The organism is Limosilactobacillus difficilis (assembly GCF_947387495.1).
Taxonomy (GTDB): domain Bacteria; phylum Bacillota; class Bacilli; order Lactobacillales; family Lactobacillaceae; genus Limosilactobacillus; species Limosilactobacillus difficilis.
Genome location: NZ_CANDNU010000017.1, coordinates 14,390 through 29,914, shown reverse-complemented (window position 1 = coordinate 29,914; position 15,525 = coordinate 14,390). Strand labels below are relative to the sequence as shown.

The following is a 15,525-nucleotide window of genomic DNA, read 5'->3' as shown; positions in this document are numbered from 1 at the left end:
CGTTCTCATCAACCAATAATTAATTGGTCAGTGCTATTTATTTCAGCTTAGTGGCTAACTTATTCTTGAAATTTAGAATAAAAAAACAGACAACGTCCGATCCCCAAAAGATCGAATATTGCCTGTTTTTCTAATGGATACCTATGGAAAACGTTTTTTGAAGTTAATGACTAGTCTTCTTTTTTATGACCTGCCAATCCTAACAATGAAATGACACCGGCCAAAGCGGCAACAATAACACTTGCCATACTATGTTGGTTACCAGTTTGTGGCAATGTCTGGTTGTGTTGATTGTTGTCCACAATGGTGTTGACTTGATTATTGTTAGTTTGACTGCCAGTGCTCTGCTCGGACATAGCGTTACCATGACTGCCATTAGTCTGGCCACCATTGTTAATGTTGCTGCCAGTGTTAACATCATCAGCCGGGTGATTTGTGGTCTGACCACCCTGTTGCGGTGTAAACGGAGTAACATGGATCGTTACCGAAACTTCATCCTTCGAGCCATCTGGATAGTTGATGACAATCGTGCCCTGTTTGTCACCTGATGTCGTGATGTCTGACGTATCTTTCCAGGTGTATGTTGTATCCTTTGGCAGATCGCCTTTGTTCTTGATCCCATCTGCTGGGTTCGGCGTCTCTCTAGTATGGGTATTGACATCCTGACCCTGTGGCTGGTACTTATCCGCGTCGGTCTGCTTTGGCGTGTTATCCTTCACCGTAACCGTGACGTTGACAGTATCGTGTGAGCCGTCTGGGTACGTTACCACGACCGTCGCAGCTTGATCACCAACTGTGTTGGTGTCTGGTGTCGTCTGCCAGCTGTACTGCGTGTTAGCTGGCAAATCACCCTTATTGCTGATGGCTGTGTCAGCACCTGGTACTTCTGCACCCTTGTTCACTGTGATGTTTTTACCTTGTGGTTCGTACTTGTCCGCATCAGTCTGTGGATTAGTGACATGAATCGTTACTGTTACTTTGTCAGTGGAGCCATCTGGATAAGTTACCACAATCGTTGCTGGCTTGTTGCCTGGCGTTGTAGTGTCCGGAGTCGTTTGCCAAGTGTAGTTAGTACCCTTTGGCAGATCGTCTTTGTTCTTGATCCCATCTGCTGGGTTCGGCGTTTCACCAGTGTGGGTATTAACGTCCTGACCCTGTGGCTGGTACTTGTCCGCGTCAGTCTGCTTTGGCGTGTTATTCTTCACCGTAACCGTGACGTTGACAGTGTCGTGTGAGCCGTCTGGGTACGTTACCACGACCGTCGCAGGTTGGTCACCAACTGTGTTGGTGTCTGGTGTCGTCTGCCAACTGTACTGCGTGCCAGCTGGCAAAGCATCCTTATTGCTGATAGCTGTGTCAGCACTTGGAGCTTTTGCACCCTTGTTCACTGTGATGTTTTTACCTTGTGGTTCGTACTTGTCCGCGTCAGTCTGCTTTGGTGTGTTGTCCTTCACCGTAACTGTGACGTTGACAGTGTCGTGTGAGCCATCTGGATAAGTTACCACAATCGTTGCTGGCTTGCTGCCTGGTATTGTAGTGTCCGGAGTCGTTTGCCAAGTGTAGTTAGTACCCTTTGGCAGATCGTCTTTGTTCTTGATCCCATCTGCTGGGTTCGGCGTTTTACCAGTGTGGGTATTAACGTCCTGACCCTGTGGCTGGTACTTGTCCGCATCGGTCTGCTTTGGTGTGTTGTCCTTCACCGTAACCGTGACGTTGACAGTGTCGTGTGAGCCGTCTGGATAAGTTACCACGACCACTGCACGCTGGTCACCAACTGTGTTGGTGTCTGGAGCCGTCTGCCAACTGTACTGCGTGCCGGCTGGCAAAGCATCCTTATTGCTGATAGCTGTGTCAGCACTTGGAGCTTTTGCACCCTTGTTCACTGTGATATTTTGGCCCTTCGGTTCATACTTGTCGGCATCTGTAACTTTAGCCGCAACATGAACCGGAATAGTGATATCCTGAGTAGTCTTATCTGGATAGGTTACCTTTGCCTTTCCCGTAGTGTCACCAACCTTAGATGTGTCTGGCTCAGTCGTCCAAACAACATCCGATGGATACACCTTACCACCGTTGTTCAAGTTACTAATCCCATCCTTAGCATTTGGAATTTCACCAACCGTGGTTTCAATGGTCTTAACCGTCGGCTTTGCATCCACCGTGACCATGGATGTAACTGTGTCAGTGGAGCCATCAGGGTAAGTAACTGTGATCATCTCATGGTATTCACCTGGCGTCTTCACATCAGTTGCAATTTGAGATGAATCTGTCCAGCTAATAGTCGTCCCCTCTGGCAGCTTATTCGATACGTTGTCGGTTGGCTTGTTGGTGATGGCATCACTAGCACTTGGAATTTGATCTTGTTGCGTAGAAATGTTCTTAGCTGCCGGTGTATTAGCATCTGCATCAGTAGTAATCTTGATTGAACTTGCAGGAATATCAACGTTCAAGTAAGTTGGATTACCATTTGCGTCTTTATCAGTAAAGGTAATCTTGATTACTCCGCCCTTGCCTTGTGCATCTGGTTTAGTTGCCCAAGTAGTGCTTGCAATTTGCTTAGTTGGAATCTTGTTGACTACTAATTGCTTGAATTGTGCCGGAGTTAATTCAGAGCCCAGCTTAACTTCAACTGGGTTAGTTACATTCTTAGCGCCTGCACCATTAGCAACAATATCAAATGGACTAGTAGTTACAGTGCCATTCTTTGAACCTAAGATATTCTGAACAGCACTATTGTTAGTGAAATCAATCTGAATAGTGTTGTCTTTGATTTGCGTGCCATCAGCACTAGCAGTATCAACAATAGTGCTTGGTTCTTTGGTCCACCTTACAGTTGATGGAGCAATTGTAATTGGAGTGGCTGTTTCTGATAACTTACCGTCTGTTAATTCGTAACTTACTGCAGTTACAGCACCGGCTGGTGAAAGAACTTGTGAGTTAGTAGTAGTTTCGTGTGCACCAAACTTAGAAGTATCAGTAGTTAATACAACTGCACCCCTATCGCCCCATACTACGCTTTGACCAGCTTTGGTTACGATAACTGGAACAGTGGTGTTATCAACACTACCATCAGAGTAAGTTACAATTACTGGAACATTGTAAGCACCAGGAGTTACTCCTACAGTTGGAGAAACAGTTACTTTACCATCTGCACCAATACTTGACCAACTTGGTGCATCAGTTCCCTTAGCAAATGTAGTACCAGATGGTGTGGCCACCGTGCCTTGAACACCATTTTCAGTAAATGTTGGGGCATCGGTGATTGCGGATTTACCGACATTTACTGAAATCCCCTTATATGCCGGTGTATAATCCCTGGCCATATTGATATCACTGCCAAATGACATCTGTTGTGGTGACCACCAGTTAAAGTCATTAAGGAAATCACTCATGTAAGATTTACTAGTATCACCTGTTCCATCATTAAAGGTTGCAGTATTCTTGCCACTTAGATCTTCAGATAAAGTAACAGAACCATTTGATTCTCGAAATGTAGCCACCCCATCAGGAGCAAACAATTTACTAAGATTCTTTTGGGTTGTGCCCTTCTTTAAGTATCCTGAAGATTTATTGCCCCATGAATTTTGGTTATGCTCTTTAACAATGTACCATGTGTTACTTGCACTAGTTGCTTGCGGATTCCAGAACTTCAATGGCGTTACAACATTGGATGCTTTCTTGTTAACATTCTTGTTAATATCAACACTAACATTCGTACCTTCAAGACGTAACATTGCCCCCGTATTGCCTTGAGTATGGCCGTTTTCGCTTTGGGATTTACCATATCTTTGTAGATTGATTAACTTAGGCACCTCAAAGTCAACATTATCTGTAGTTCCTGAGCCCCACATCGTAATCAAGCCAGTCCATGGGATGTTCTTTATTGCGCCATCGTTCCAAATTCTATAGATAGTCGCATGGTCTTCTAAGTCAAGAGTACCGCCATTAACTAATACAGATGATGTGCAACCACCGTCACTACCCGTACCACCAAAAGACAATAATGCTGACGATGACTTATCACTTGTCCGATTGATCTTGAAAGTAGCATCTTGGGCAATTCTCAATGCTCTACTCTTAATGCCATGCATCCCCAAGTTAACAACACCATTATGGATACCGCCTAAACCACCATCAAGGAAGCCATTCATAGTGCCAGCACCATTACTAGTAGTGTTTTGAGCAGTAGTAATGTCAACTATGCCGCCTGTTAGTACATCAATATCATCGGCATAGATTGCAGCTGAGTTACCGTCTTGTAAGTTAATCTTTAAAAGAGAATCTTTGCCAACCTTGATTAGCCCCGTTCTGGTTGAATCGATAGTCCCGTTGTTATCAGCGCCATCAAAGAATATCCCCATGGCATTTGAGGTTAATCCATTGATAGTTAAACTAGCACCATTATCAATGTTTATATTTCCACCATTGTTCGTAGAATCAATAAAGATTGCTGCATTGTACTGAACATTTTTTTGCTATCACTATGACTAATGACAGTTGTACCATCAGTAACTTCAGCACTCTCAACTAGTAACGCTGCAGTTCCACCTTCATGAGTGATATTAATATTATTGTTTCCAGATAACTTTAAGTCAGCCGAATTACCACCAGTTTGGCCAAATTGGCCGTTACCATCAATATTTACGTTCTGGAAAGTAACATTAGTCTTATTGTTAAATCTGATTGGTGTATCGATACCATATCTAATATCATTTTGTCCCTTAGCAGTTGCAGTATTATCGCCTACAAAAGTAAGGCCCCAATTATTTTTATTGTATCCAAGCTTAAGTTGTTTATTTGCTAAATTTAAAATATGCGAGCCAAGATTATATAGTAACTTGACGCGCATAATTACCACTGATATCTGTGCTGCCATTATAACCAGTAAAATTAACATCACCCGTTAAATTAATTGTACTGGTGTTTCCATTACGAAGGGCATTTAAGAAACTTGTAGAATCGTTTGCTTCTTCTGTCTGCCCTTCAGTTGTTACGGCTAATGATTGAGCGACTATGCTGGCATTATTATTTGCTTTATCCAACTTGTTTGTAGTCGCTTGCCCACTAACCGATTGATCATCAGTGTCTGATTGGATTGCTGCCTTTTCAGTAGCAGCTCCATTATTCACATCTTTATTACCGGCTGGCGTATTTTCTGCTTTACCAGTCGTTGACTGAGCACCCGATGTTGCCGATTCTGTAGTAGAATGCAAAACCACTTGGCCAGAATTACTTTGTGTAGAATCCGTATTACTTTGAGTAGTCTCTGCAGGTTGATTATCAGCATTATTAGCCTCTGTCGTTGTATCCGCAGAAGCATTCATTCCCATAAACGTAAAACCAATTAAAACCGAAGCAACTCCCACCTTTAACTTCTTAATCGTAAACCGCTGTTTCTGTGGTTGCTGCCGCCGTAGCAATTCTTTCCAATTGTTTTTTGATGACATCCTTATGTCCCCCCCAAAAACTAAAACCATTAGAATCTCTATACAAGCTTAATAGTAGTGGCTCCGTAAGGAAGTTGCAACTTTTCAGTGTGTTATCAATCGCTTTCATATGGCAATCAGGTTTATACAATCACTTTTATATTATCAATAAATGAATATTTAATTTTGAAGGTGCACAAGATTATCATTAATCAATTCATTGGTCTATATTTAAAATTAAGCGAAATACTTGCATTCTTTATTATTTTATTAGTCATTTATTAAAATAATGAAAACTATATCATTTTGATAAATGCAAAAAGCATCCTGATATGACGAGCAATGGCTGTTTAACGCCTTGTTATTGCACTGATGATCTTAGGCATTGTCGATAGTCGAAATTAACGGATCTGTATTAACTGGTATTGGTGAGAGCCGATGTCAGTTTTTATTATCTTTAATTGGTTAAAACATTTAAGTCCTCTTGCTAACCCATGAATACGCTAATACCAAGGTGAAAGAAGAGTTCTAGATGTCCCAAAATTGCTTTAAACCACCATGCTTGAAAATCGAGGCTCCAAATGTCAGAGTTGTCTACGCTAAATCTTGTATCAATCATCAAATTACTGATGCAATTTGTAGTTATTTAACTGCTAAAGATCTACCGGTTTATCCATACTGTCATGCTTATCAAGTGATTTGTAATGGTTCCCAAAAATCAAAGATTCATTTAATCAATGCAGATGAACATCAACGTTTACTGTATCTTAGAAGCAACGCTGGCTTTGTTATCACTGCCATCAGTCCTTTGCTCCACAAACCAATTTTACAGCTGGACATAACTCGTTATCTAGATCGTTAAAAAGTCCAATAATGAACTTAGTTCGCTTAGGCACACCAGTTTCACATATTTCTTTACTTATGCACTTTCGGACGATTAATGATCGCATTAAGCTTCATAGACGAATAGCTTGGTTCCCACAAAACTTATATTTTGATGAGTTTTGCTCAGTAAAACATACGATGTCAGTCATTTGTTGTGATGCAGTTTTTCATCAATTAATTGCTAAATTATCAAATCGTTTATCTAAATCAATTACTTTAAAAATCGTTACTCCATAACCGAACGCCAACTAGTCAACACAGTAGTCGTTGATATGAATACTCAATATAGTCATTCTATTCATCGTTTGTTCCCAAAGGCACAAATCATTATTGGTCGTTTCCACATCACTTAACTAGCTGGAGATGTGGCATAAGTTCCGATCACCCCCCACATATATGGGGAATACGATACGAGTAATGTCACTGATATGAGCAATATGGGATCACCCCCATATACATGGGGAATACCTTCCCAATTTCCGCCCGCACATCGGGCAATAGGGATCACCCCCATATATATGGGGAATACCTAATGGGCTAATTTATTACTTATATGCAAGTAGGATCACCCCCATATATATGGGGAATACTGATGTGGAACGACAGTGGTCAAAATGTCGGTAGGATCACCCCCATATATATGGGGAATACACCATTGCAGCGGCATTGAAGTCTTCTTGGAAGGGATCACCCCCATATATATGGGGAATACGGGGTATTTTTACTTCTGAAGGTACTCAACACAGGATCACCCCCATATATATGGGGAATACTTGACCGTGCTTCTACCGAATTCAAACAGTGGAGGATCACCCCCATATATATGGGGAATACAAAACTTTAACCAATCTGCTGATGAACCATACAGGATCACCCCCATATATATGGGGAATACTCAGTCGAAGGCGCTCAGGCCCAACGTGCAATGGGATCACCCCCATATATATGGGGAATACGATAGGGGTGAAACAAATGGAACAGCAGCCAAAGGATCACCCCCATATATATGGGGAATACCATTGGAATTTTTAGATCCAATGGCTTTGCTAAGGATCACCCCCATATATATGGGGAATACCAATCCCCGAAGCTTACCAAGTTGACCAGCTAAGGATCACCCCCATATATATGGGGAATACTTCCACGTCAGCGTCGTATCGTCAGCATTAGGAGGATCACCCCCATATATATGGGGAATACTCTCCGATTGATGATAGCGGTGATCAAAGCCAGGGATCACCCCCATATATATGGGGAATACAATGTCAGTATTCTTGCTAAAGTGGATTACATAGGATCACCCCCATATATATGGGGAATACTTGATGAACCCGGTACTGGTGTTGTTGAAGCTAGGATCACCCCCATATATATGGGGAATACGCGATGCTTTACGAAGGAGATCTAATCGGAGAAGGATCACCCCCATATATATGGGGAATACTATACTTCATGCTCCAGCGATGCGATTTTTTGGGGATCACCCCCATATATATGGGGAATACAGAAGTCTGATCTGACCGATTCAAATGATCCGGGGATCACCCCCATATATATGGGGAATACTCTAAGATGTGGCGTACCAGCATTTCGTTTTGGGGATCACCCCCATATATATGGGGAATACTAGCTATCGACGAATGGGGGTCGGTTGTGGCTGGGATCACCCCCATATATATGGGGAATACTTGACTCCATCAATCGGTGACAACGGCAACTGGGGATCACCCCCATATATATGGGGAATACACGGAATTAAAGCCGGGCACTTACTCAGTTGAAGGATCACCCCCATATATATGGGGAATACAAGCCGCCTTCGAATCACAGATGGTAATACCGAGGATCACCCCCATATATATGGGGAATAGCTCAGTTGAAGAAGCTTGAAATTGATACTGAGAGGATCACCCCCATATATATGGGGAATACATTTTCGGCTCACGGCCGCCACCCTGCATTGTAGGATCACCCCCATATATATGGGGAATACGTATTGCCAGTCTTTTGGTCAACGATATTGGCGGGATCACCCCCATATATATGGGGAATACTTATTCCACCCCATCCCTTTGCAAATCTGCTCGGGATCACCCCCATATATATGGGGAATACAAGTGGATAGCACCTGTATTCTTTGCGATTGTGGGATCACCCCCATATATATGGGGAATACTTGAAACCAGATTGGTTAACAATCCACATCTTAGGATCACCCCCATATATATGGGGAATACTAAACTGGTCAGTGTAATAACCCAATGGTGCGAGGATCACCCCCATATATATGGGGAATACGGCATCTAAAACACTACAAACATCGTGGAACTGGGATCACCCCCATATATATGGGGAATACATAAACATCAGTTTCACGCTTAGCTGGTACACGGGATCACCCCCATATATATGGGGAATACGCCAAATTAGTCGAAGAATCTTATCTTGGTCAGGGATCACCCCCATATATATGGGGAATACCTTAAGCGTTGAGCCGCTTGGTTTTGCGTCATAGGATCACCCCCATATATATGGGGAATACTTATCAAGCTCACGGACAAACTTTATACCGAAGGGATCACCCCCATATATATGGGGAATACACTAAAAGATCCCTGTCACTACACCATTCTTAAACCCTAAACCCCTGCTTTTTGATTAGTTCATTGACTAATTTCATCGTTGCCACCGCATCAGCTAAAGAATTATGTGGGTTATCATTTTGTATCCCATATTTTTTTAATATAGTTGAAAGATGATAATCATCACTAAATTTTTCGACCTGCTTTATATATGGAAGAACATCAATCATCTTGTTATTAAATTGAATTATATTGTTCCGAATAATCGCGACCTGTAAAAAGCGCTCATCAAATAAAAGATTGTATCCAACTATTGATAAATCTTTAGCAAAATACTTCAGTTCAACAATAGCTTCTTTCAGATTAATGCCCTTAGTATTCAGCTCCCCATCACTTAACTTAGTAACATGGGCAATATCACTAGGCACAGTCTTCCCTACTTCTAACTTTATTAAACGGTAAAAATGACTGACTTGGCCATTAATCGTTTTCACTGCTCCAATAGAAATTATCTGATTGTTCCTAGGATTAAGCCCTGTTGTCTCCAGATCTAATGCTACAAATGACGGAGCTTTTATTTTACGACTAAATTTTTTTGCTTGATGATATTTATAGGCATTACTAAAACCATGACGATTTCCTTCACTAGTCTGAAAAATAGTTTTCATCAAAGGAATGCCATCCGAGTCTACTATTGTCTTATCTTTTCGCGTAGTCCGAAATGTGTAGCCTAACTCATTATTTGTATTGTAAACAAGGGTTGCCTCACCCCGCCCAATATTTTCCTTAATTCGCTGCCACAAAAGTTCTCGAACACGTGCATTAACATTTCCAACATATACACCTGACTGAATTTCTTGACACCATTTAGTTAAATCACCACGTAAGGATCGCGGTACTTTGTTAAGGGTAATAACAATCAGTTTAGCTCATCCCCACTATCTAGTTCATGGTACTGCACCCCAAATTTTTGCAATCCTTCGCGGTCATCCCATAAGTGCATTGTACTTGCTGTAACATCATCATCAATGCTTAATATATCCTTCAAGTCTTTAACCATTTGCACCAGCAATTTCCCCTTAGCAAAGGCATCACGCATTGCCCTTCTAGTCCAATCAGCAATATCTGTGTCACCGTGTATTGCTGTCATTTCAAAAGCAATTGGAATTGAATACTGTGCTTTATATAAATCGGCAAAATCATAAACAAACGATAAATCATGTCCAGTGTGGACAAAACCCAGGCCCGGCGATGCCCCCAATGCCACAATAGCACTGCAACTCAGACCATAAAGCGCCTGATGTGCCGCCGTTAGCGCCTTATTAATAGGCGTCGAAGAGTCAAAGTCATCTACCTTATACTCTCTTCTTTCCCATGGGACGCCAGTTTTTTTCGAAGCTGTCAAGTAAACTTTTCTGACACGCGCTCCTTCTTTACCACGCAGCTGTTGCATCGTCATTTTAGAAACATCTTCATTGGGAAAACGCATCTGGTACATCTTCCGAGCTACAGCGACGCGCCTTCGTTTATTAGAAACCAATTTGGCTTGCTGCTCTAAAAACTTGGAAGAGTGATCTAATGGCCGGCCATGCGCATATTCACGGACCCCGTGCTCACCAACCCAGACAACTGCCATTCCTGAATCGCCGATTAGTTCCATCGCACGGTGAGTTATGTCTACTCCCGGGCCCAACATCAACACGTTGACCATTGCGGAAGGAATCATGACAATTCCTTGTTTGTCAGTAACTGTAACTGCACTGTCCTGCCGATTCAAACGTGCATGTTCAATATATAAAAATGAGATTCTATCCTGGATTCGGCCAAGTTCATTTAATTCAGCCTTGGGTGCTCCGTAATTATTATTCATAGTTACTTCCTGACTGGGATAACTGTTAGCATCCCCATTCCATAAGCCTTCTCACGGCCAACTCCATTGATAAGCGTCTCTTTAATTTTATCCACATTAGTTACTTTTAATCGTCCTTCAAACGTCACCCGACTTAGCCGAACACGTCGTTTATTGTGGTATAAAGTGGGCCATTCGCGATTGACAATATCAAATTGATATTCATTAGTTTTGCTCATGTTTTCTGGTAATATCTCAAAACCAGCATCTGTCATCCGATCAAGTAGCCAATTTTTTTGCTGCTCAATCGTAATGTGGGGATAAACCTTACCATTTGTCCGGTATGTTGGGTTAGCGACCAAACAGAAATTCATGATTTCATCTGTACGAATTTTATCGATGAATGCCTGATATCCTTTTGTTATTACCGTCCCTTGGACGCCATATTGTTCTAGCCTTGTTGAATCAGGTTTTTCCTCACTTACTATCAACAAATAGCGTTTACCACGAAGGATATCGATACGCCACAAATGACGGCTTCTTCTGTGATGTGCTATTTCTTCAGGAAAACTGCTTTCTACCCAATTATGGTAAGCGCCTAAATGGGTCAAATCTCTTATTTTTTGTCGATTGCGATCATCAATCTGCACTCTAGATAAATACATAGTTATTCCCCTATACTTCCCATAACATCATGATCAGTTCCTTGATATGCCTGATTTTTTAATTCAACGCGTATTACCGAAACTGATCGATATATGTGCAAGCGCCGACGCTGACTAAAACTGCCTACCTTATCCTTCACTAACTCGCTGCGCTTCCCAGGTATCAATTTCGCATCAGCTATGATTTCTGCCGAATAAATGGGGCGTTTATATTGTCGCTGATACCACTTTGAAGCTTGCCATTCGCAGGTTTTTAATACTGTAACTGGATCTTGATCATTAAAGATTTTCATTTTTAACGGTCCTGCTGGCACATTTGCCCGTCGGCCAAAACAGAGCTGAAACTTAGGATATCGCAGTGCCCGATAAACTTCGGTAATTTCCTCATCTTCTCCGCCAACACCCAGCACGAAAATAGCATCCTGCAAATAGTCTCTGTATGACAGGCTGCGCTTAGCCGATTTTCGGTTGTATTCAACAATCTGGAAGTCCGTCAGCGTTTGTCCAGGTTGATCAATCCTAACTGCCATTTGCAAATCATTCAATCCAGGAATCCGTTTGTCATCCCGGCGATATCCCAGGGCTGCAGCTATCATCCCCACCATGGCGCTTTTGGAAGGAAAATGATAGCTAGTCCGACGGTTAAAGGCCGCTTCGTTCCCGTAAGATTGCAGGGGTGCTGCCAGCCTAATTATTAGCGTCTTCATTTTTCACCCTCGTTTCAACGGTTTCAACAACCTTACTCATCAGGTCATCCAAATTATCGGCTTGTCCTTCTAGTCCGGAAGCGGCCGTGGTCAAAACAAATGTCGCAAGCGGCTTTTGAACGAATTTTTGAGTATTTTGAAATTCTTTTTCTAATTTTTTAATAGAGGGCTGTAAATACCCTTTCCGAGAAGTTACCGGTTCTTCAAATGCAGAAACGAGATTCACCGGTGTATCCTTCCGCACCGTCACCATTACATATTGTGGAACAGTCTTATTAGCAAAAGTATTTTGCTTGCCGTTTGGCATCGACATAACAAATGCCTTAAGAAATGCCCTCAGTCCCTTAATGGCAACGTCATTATTGCCAATGTTATTAATCAATTCTTTAACATTGACGTTTGCGTACCGGTAAAGGGTCGACGAATCATATTCAATTGTTCCCAACATTGCTGACCCGGATTCACCATTTGATTGAGCATCGTCGACAGCGGTGAAGTAGTCAAACTCAGGAACAATTTCGTGTGTTGAAATGGCGTGGGCAACTTGTGATGATGCATCAACATTCAGTTCAGGGTCATCAGCCACCATCCGGCCAAACAGCGCAATGTCAATCGACTGTTTCTCATTTAAAAGCTTCTTGGCTTCTTTTTTGTCGAATTCGTCATTGGTTAAGGCATACTTGGCAAGCTTTTCTAATTCCCCGTGACTGAAGAACAGCAGCACTTTCGTTTCGTAGTCTTTATCGTCATTCTTATCTGACTTTTTGACCCTATCAAATTTGACGCCCATCGCCGAAAGAATTTCTTTCGCTTTTTTGCGCGCATCCTCAAACGATAATGAACCATCTTGCTTCATTAATTCATCTGCCAATAGCTTTGCGGAGCGCTTTGTTCGATGTCCTTTCAACCATTCAGCATCATCGTTGTCTTCTGCAAAGGCTATTCTCATTGCTCGCTTCCAGCTTTGCGATGAAACCCGTGAACGAGTAACACCTCCATAAACTGCGGTCTTTGGAGACCCTGTATCATCACGGTTGATATTTGAAGAGGGAACTGTTTGAAGGACGTTAATGTCGACATATAAATTTTCTTGTTTCATAGTTATTCTCCTTAAATTAATTATTACTGTCCTCTGTTACCTGATAGTATTGTTGACCCCATTTGAGACTTACTTGCCGGAGCGATCGATGGCCAAGCTGCAAATAATATAAATCCTGTCCAAGTTGGCCGAAATCGACTGGCTCTCTATTCGAATTAGCCTTCAAAATAGAAATCAGACGATAAATCCCATTAATCATGCTACTGGGGTTAGTATTACCCAGGACATTTTGCACCCGGCGGTCTAAACCATCACGAAGTCTTTCGTCACGTCGCAAATGAGACAGTATATTAAAAAGTTGATGCTCATTTTTATTGGCCGGCTTGTATACCAAGCTATCATTCCCTTGTTGATACATTGCATAGCAGTGCAAGGCCGCAAAAATTGCTTGCTCTTGGTTAGTGGGTACCCCGTTTCGACTTAAATCTTTTTCCTCTAGCTTTTGTTGAAATAGCAAAGGCCAAAATTGAATGTCCGGCTGACTTAATATGCTGTTGGAATTGCGAAGCGCAGCTAAAACTGCCTTATCGGTATTGCCATCCTGCCAAAGTTCATGAATAATTCGCGACGTTACTTTTTTTATATGATTCTTTTCCTGCATTTATTTTCCTCCCGTTATTTTCCAGACCGCCCCTTTGAAAATACGGTAATTGATAAAGATATTTTTTAAGTTTCCGTCTTTATCAACCTTCCCCCGTCTTTCGCTGGAAGTTGCTGTATTTAGCAGCTCACCTGCCGTAGAGAAAGCAATTTGTCTGAGAGCTGATTTCCACTCATCAATTTTTTCTGTTGGTTTATCCTCGTTGGTTAAACCTGAAAGCCATTCATTAAAGGGCCGATTAAGACGATCGTAAAACCTAGCTGAAATTTGATTGGCAAAGGCTCCAGAGTCAGCAATTTTGCGTAAATCACCTTCATTTTTAGCCAAGCTCCAGATATATGATCCTACTTTTTCCGTGAGCTCTACTGTTTTTTCAATTTTTATTGTCCACTCTCGGCTTGTTGTCTGATCATCGTCAAATAAAACATCAGCGTTAATCTGCATTTCATCAAAAAATTCAGCGGCTGGTGATTGGGAAGTGGCATTGCCATCATTAATCAGCCCGGTGGTCATTAAATGAACCGGAAAATCTCGTGGGATCAAATGTCTACTCCTTAATAGTCTGGTCCACTGAACTATTCCCGGAATGCGTCGACTGGCATGAGGATCCGCAATTGGAACATACTGACCGAAATTTCTCCACATTGCCTTTCCCAGTGAACTTAACCACCTAAGATCCGGATGATAGCCTTCGTCTTTTTTTCCTTTCTTCCAAGTGGTCATTGTTTCTAGCATTGCTTCTTCATTATCAAGCTTAGGAAGACCCGCACTAAAAATAATTGGTTTATTGCCATCCCATTCGATATGAATGATTCGCGACCAGACCGTGTACAACTGTGCTAAATTCTCTGGAAATTCTTCGTCCTTGCGCCATTGTACATACTCATTAATTGGCGTTTCCCAAACCGGTTTTTGATCAAACAATTCTGGAGTAATTTTGATGTTTTGCGGGATCAAAACTAAATTCAATACCAAAATATCAAACAAATTTTTGCCGGCCAGAAACACTGGGTTTAAACCATAAAGCCAACCTTTTGAAACGCTAAATTTTCCTTTGCTGACTATCTTGGTTTTATCAGTAACAGCCGTAAAATTCTGGTAGGTGATTAACCAACGTGCCAATGCATCCAGTGAAATATCATTTTTATGTAGAGGCGTATTGGGGGAAAAGATGTCCGGTTTGTTATTACTTTCCGAAATAGTCCGATTTAGCTGTTTCACTGCCACAGTTCCTTTTCCTTTAGCCACACTTTTATTGCTTGGCACAAAAGAATCATATTGATCGCGGGTAACCTGATAAAAAGGCGTTTTTTTATCAAACAAATCAAACTTTGCTAGATTCTGATGCAGGTACTCACTTACTTTCTCTGTAAAATGACCTGACTGATACAGCTGCCGCCACGTTTGTCGCAAGCTGTCTTCAATTTGGTTCTTGCTACCATCAATAGAACGAACTTGCATTGTCGGCTCATCAGTTTCCAACCATTCATAAGGTTGGCCGGCAAAATCATAACGTGAATAAACAGTCGTCAAAATTGATAGCAAAAAACGTAAAATTGCCAAATCTTGGGATTTCATCTCACCCCCTAATTGCCGATAAGTGCCTGCATTAGCAAATAACTGATCTAAGGAAATAGTAGCTTCCTGGCCGTCTTTGTCGATCACTTGCAACCATGGATTCGTTACTAAATTAAAACTTTTTTCTTCCATT

11 protein-coding genes and 1 CRISPR repeat array are annotated in these 15,525 nt (G+C 41.8%); of the genes, 1 reads left to right on the top strand and 10 read right to left on the bottom strand.

The window, feature by feature from the left end; all coding sequences use genetic code 11:
- Positions 1 to 170: 170 nt before the first annotated feature.
- Genes QOR82_RS04845 through QOR82_RS04835 form a run of 3 tightly spaced genes read right to left on the bottom strand, consistent with a single transcriptional unit; the run spans position 171 to position 5,447 of the window.
- On the bottom strand, positions 171 to 4,361 hold the full coding sequence (locus QOR82_RS04845) for a Rib/alpha-like domain-containing protein (RefSeq protein ID WP_283583643.1): 4,191 nt from the start codon (positions 4,359 to 4,361) through the stop codon (positions 171 to 173).
- Between the two features lie 50 nt (positions 4,362 to 4,411).
- Complete coding sequence (locus tag QOR82_RS04840) at positions 4,412 to 4,849, bottom strand: hypothetical protein (RefSeq protein WP_283583642.1); 438 nt, start codon at positions 4,847 to 4,849, stop codon at positions 4,412 to 4,414.
- Positions 4,827 to 5,447, bottom strand: a complete 621-nt coding sequence (locus QOR82_RS04835) for a YSIRK-type signal peptide-containing protein (protein ID WP_283583641.1) — start codon at positions 5,445 to 5,447, stop codon at positions 4,827 to 4,829. Before QOR82_RS04835 ends, QOR82_RS04840 begins: the two co-directional genes overlap by 23 nt.
- A gap of 1,070 nt (positions 5,448 to 6,517) precedes the next feature.
- Here QOR82_RS04835 and QOR82_RS09490 point away from each other — a divergent pair.
- Complete coding sequence (locus QOR82_RS09490; RefSeq protein ID WP_408612921.1) at positions 6,518 to 6,664, top strand: transposase; 147 nt, start codon at positions 6,518 to 6,520, stop codon at positions 6,662 to 6,664.
- A gap of 87 nt (positions 6,665 to 6,751) precedes the next feature.
- Positions 6,752 to 8,914: direct repeats of the CRISPR family, unit length 28 nt; unit sequence GGATCACCCCCATATATATGGGGAATAC.
- 29 nt (positions 8,915 to 8,943) lie between these two features.
- Here QOR82_RS09490 and cas2e read toward each other — a convergent pair.
- Genes cas2e through QOR82_RS04800 form a run of 7 tightly spaced genes read right to left on the bottom strand, consistent with a single transcriptional unit; the run spans position 8,944 to position 15,524 of the window.
- The gene (cas2e, locus tag QOR82_RS04830; RefSeq protein ID WP_326521486.1) at positions 8,944 to 9,807 is read right to left on the bottom strand and encodes a type I-E CRISPR-associated endoribonuclease Cas2e; all 864 of its coding nucleotides are present in this window, start codon (positions 9,805 to 9,807) and stop codon (positions 8,944 to 8,946) included.
- Between the two features lie 5 nt (positions 9,808 to 9,812).
- The gene (cas1e, locus tag QOR82_RS04825; RefSeq protein WP_283583640.1) at positions 9,813 to 10,763 is read right to left on the bottom strand and encodes a type I-E CRISPR-associated endonuclease Cas1e; all 951 of its coding nucleotides are present in this window, start codon (positions 10,761 to 10,763) and stop codon (positions 9,813 to 9,815) included.
- 2 nt (positions 10,764 to 10,765) lie between these two features.
- Positions 10,766 to 11,407 carry a type I-E CRISPR-associated protein Cas6/Cse3/CasE gene (gene cas6e, locus QOR82_RS04820; RefSeq protein ID WP_283583639.1) on the bottom strand — a complete coding sequence of 214 codons (642 nt, stop codon included), beginning with the start codon at positions 11,405 to 11,407 and terminating at the stop codon, positions 10,766 to 10,768.
- Positions 11,408 to 11,409: 2 nt separating this feature from the next.
- Positions 11,410 to 12,114 (bottom strand): type I-E CRISPR-associated protein Cas5/CasD, encoded by a 705-nt coding sequence (cas5e, locus tag QOR82_RS04815; protein WP_283583638.1) that lies wholly within the window; start codon positions 12,112 to 12,114, stop codon positions 11,410 to 11,412.
- Complete coding sequence (gene cas7e, locus QOR82_RS04810; protein ID WP_283583637.1) at positions 12,095 to 13,213, bottom strand: type I-E CRISPR-associated protein Cas7/Cse4/CasC; 1,119 nt, start codon at positions 13,211 to 13,213, stop codon at positions 12,095 to 12,097. Before cas7e ends, cas5e begins: the two co-directional genes overlap by 20 nt.
- A 16-nt stretch (positions 13,214 to 13,229) precedes the next feature.
- Positions 13,230 to 13,814: a type I-E CRISPR-associated protein Cse2/CasB gene (gene casB, locus QOR82_RS04805; RefSeq protein WP_283583636.1), complete on the bottom strand. Its 585-nt coding sequence runs from the start codon at positions 13,812 to 13,814 to the stop codon at positions 13,230 to 13,232.
- The gene (locus tag QOR82_RS04800) at positions 13,815 to 15,524 is read right to left on the bottom strand and encodes a type I-E CRISPR-associated protein Cse1/CasA (protein ID WP_283583635.1); all 1,710 of its coding nucleotides are present in this window, start codon (positions 15,522 to 15,524) and stop codon (positions 13,815 to 13,817) included.
- Position 15,525 lies beyond the last annotated feature (1 nt).

What these genes read in the sequence shown, in the direction of transcription:
- cas1e (WP_283583640.1), bottom strand. Translation starts at nt 10,763, where the DNA reads ATGAATAATAATTACGGAGCACCCAAGGCTGAATTAAATGAACTTGGC.
- cas7e (WP_283583637.1), bottom strand. Translation starts at nt 13,213, where the DNA reads ATGAAACAAGAAAATTTATATGTCGACATTAACGTCCTTCAAACAGTT.
- casB (WP_283583636.1), bottom strand. Translation starts at nt 13,814, where the DNA reads ATGCAGGAAAAGAATCATATAAAAAAAGTAACGTCGCGAATTATTCAT.
- cas6e (WP_283583639.1), bottom strand. Translation starts at nt 11,407, where the DNA reads ATGTATTTATCTAGAGTGCAGATTGATGATCGCAATCGACAAAAAATA.
- QOR82_RS04845 (WP_283583643.1), bottom strand. Translation starts at nt 4,361, where the DNA reads ATGGGGATATTCTTTGATGGCGCTGATAACAACGGGACTATCGATTCA.
- cas5e (WP_283583638.1), bottom strand. Translation starts at nt 12,114, where the DNA reads ATGAAGACGCTAATAATTAGGCTGGCAGCACCCCTGCAATCTTACGGG.
- QOR82_RS04835 (WP_283583641.1), bottom strand. Translation starts at nt 5,447, where the DNA reads ATGTCATCAAAAAACAATTGGAAAGAATTGCTACGGCGGCAGCAACCA.
- QOR82_RS04840 (WP_283583642.1), bottom strand. Translation starts at nt 4,849, where the DNA reads ATGCGCGTCAAGTTACTATATAATCTTGGCTCGCATATTTTAAATTTA.
- QOR82_RS04800 (WP_283583635.1), bottom strand. Translation starts at nt 15,524, where the DNA reads ATGGAAGAAAAAAGTTTTAATTTAGTAACGAATCCATGGTTGCAAGTG.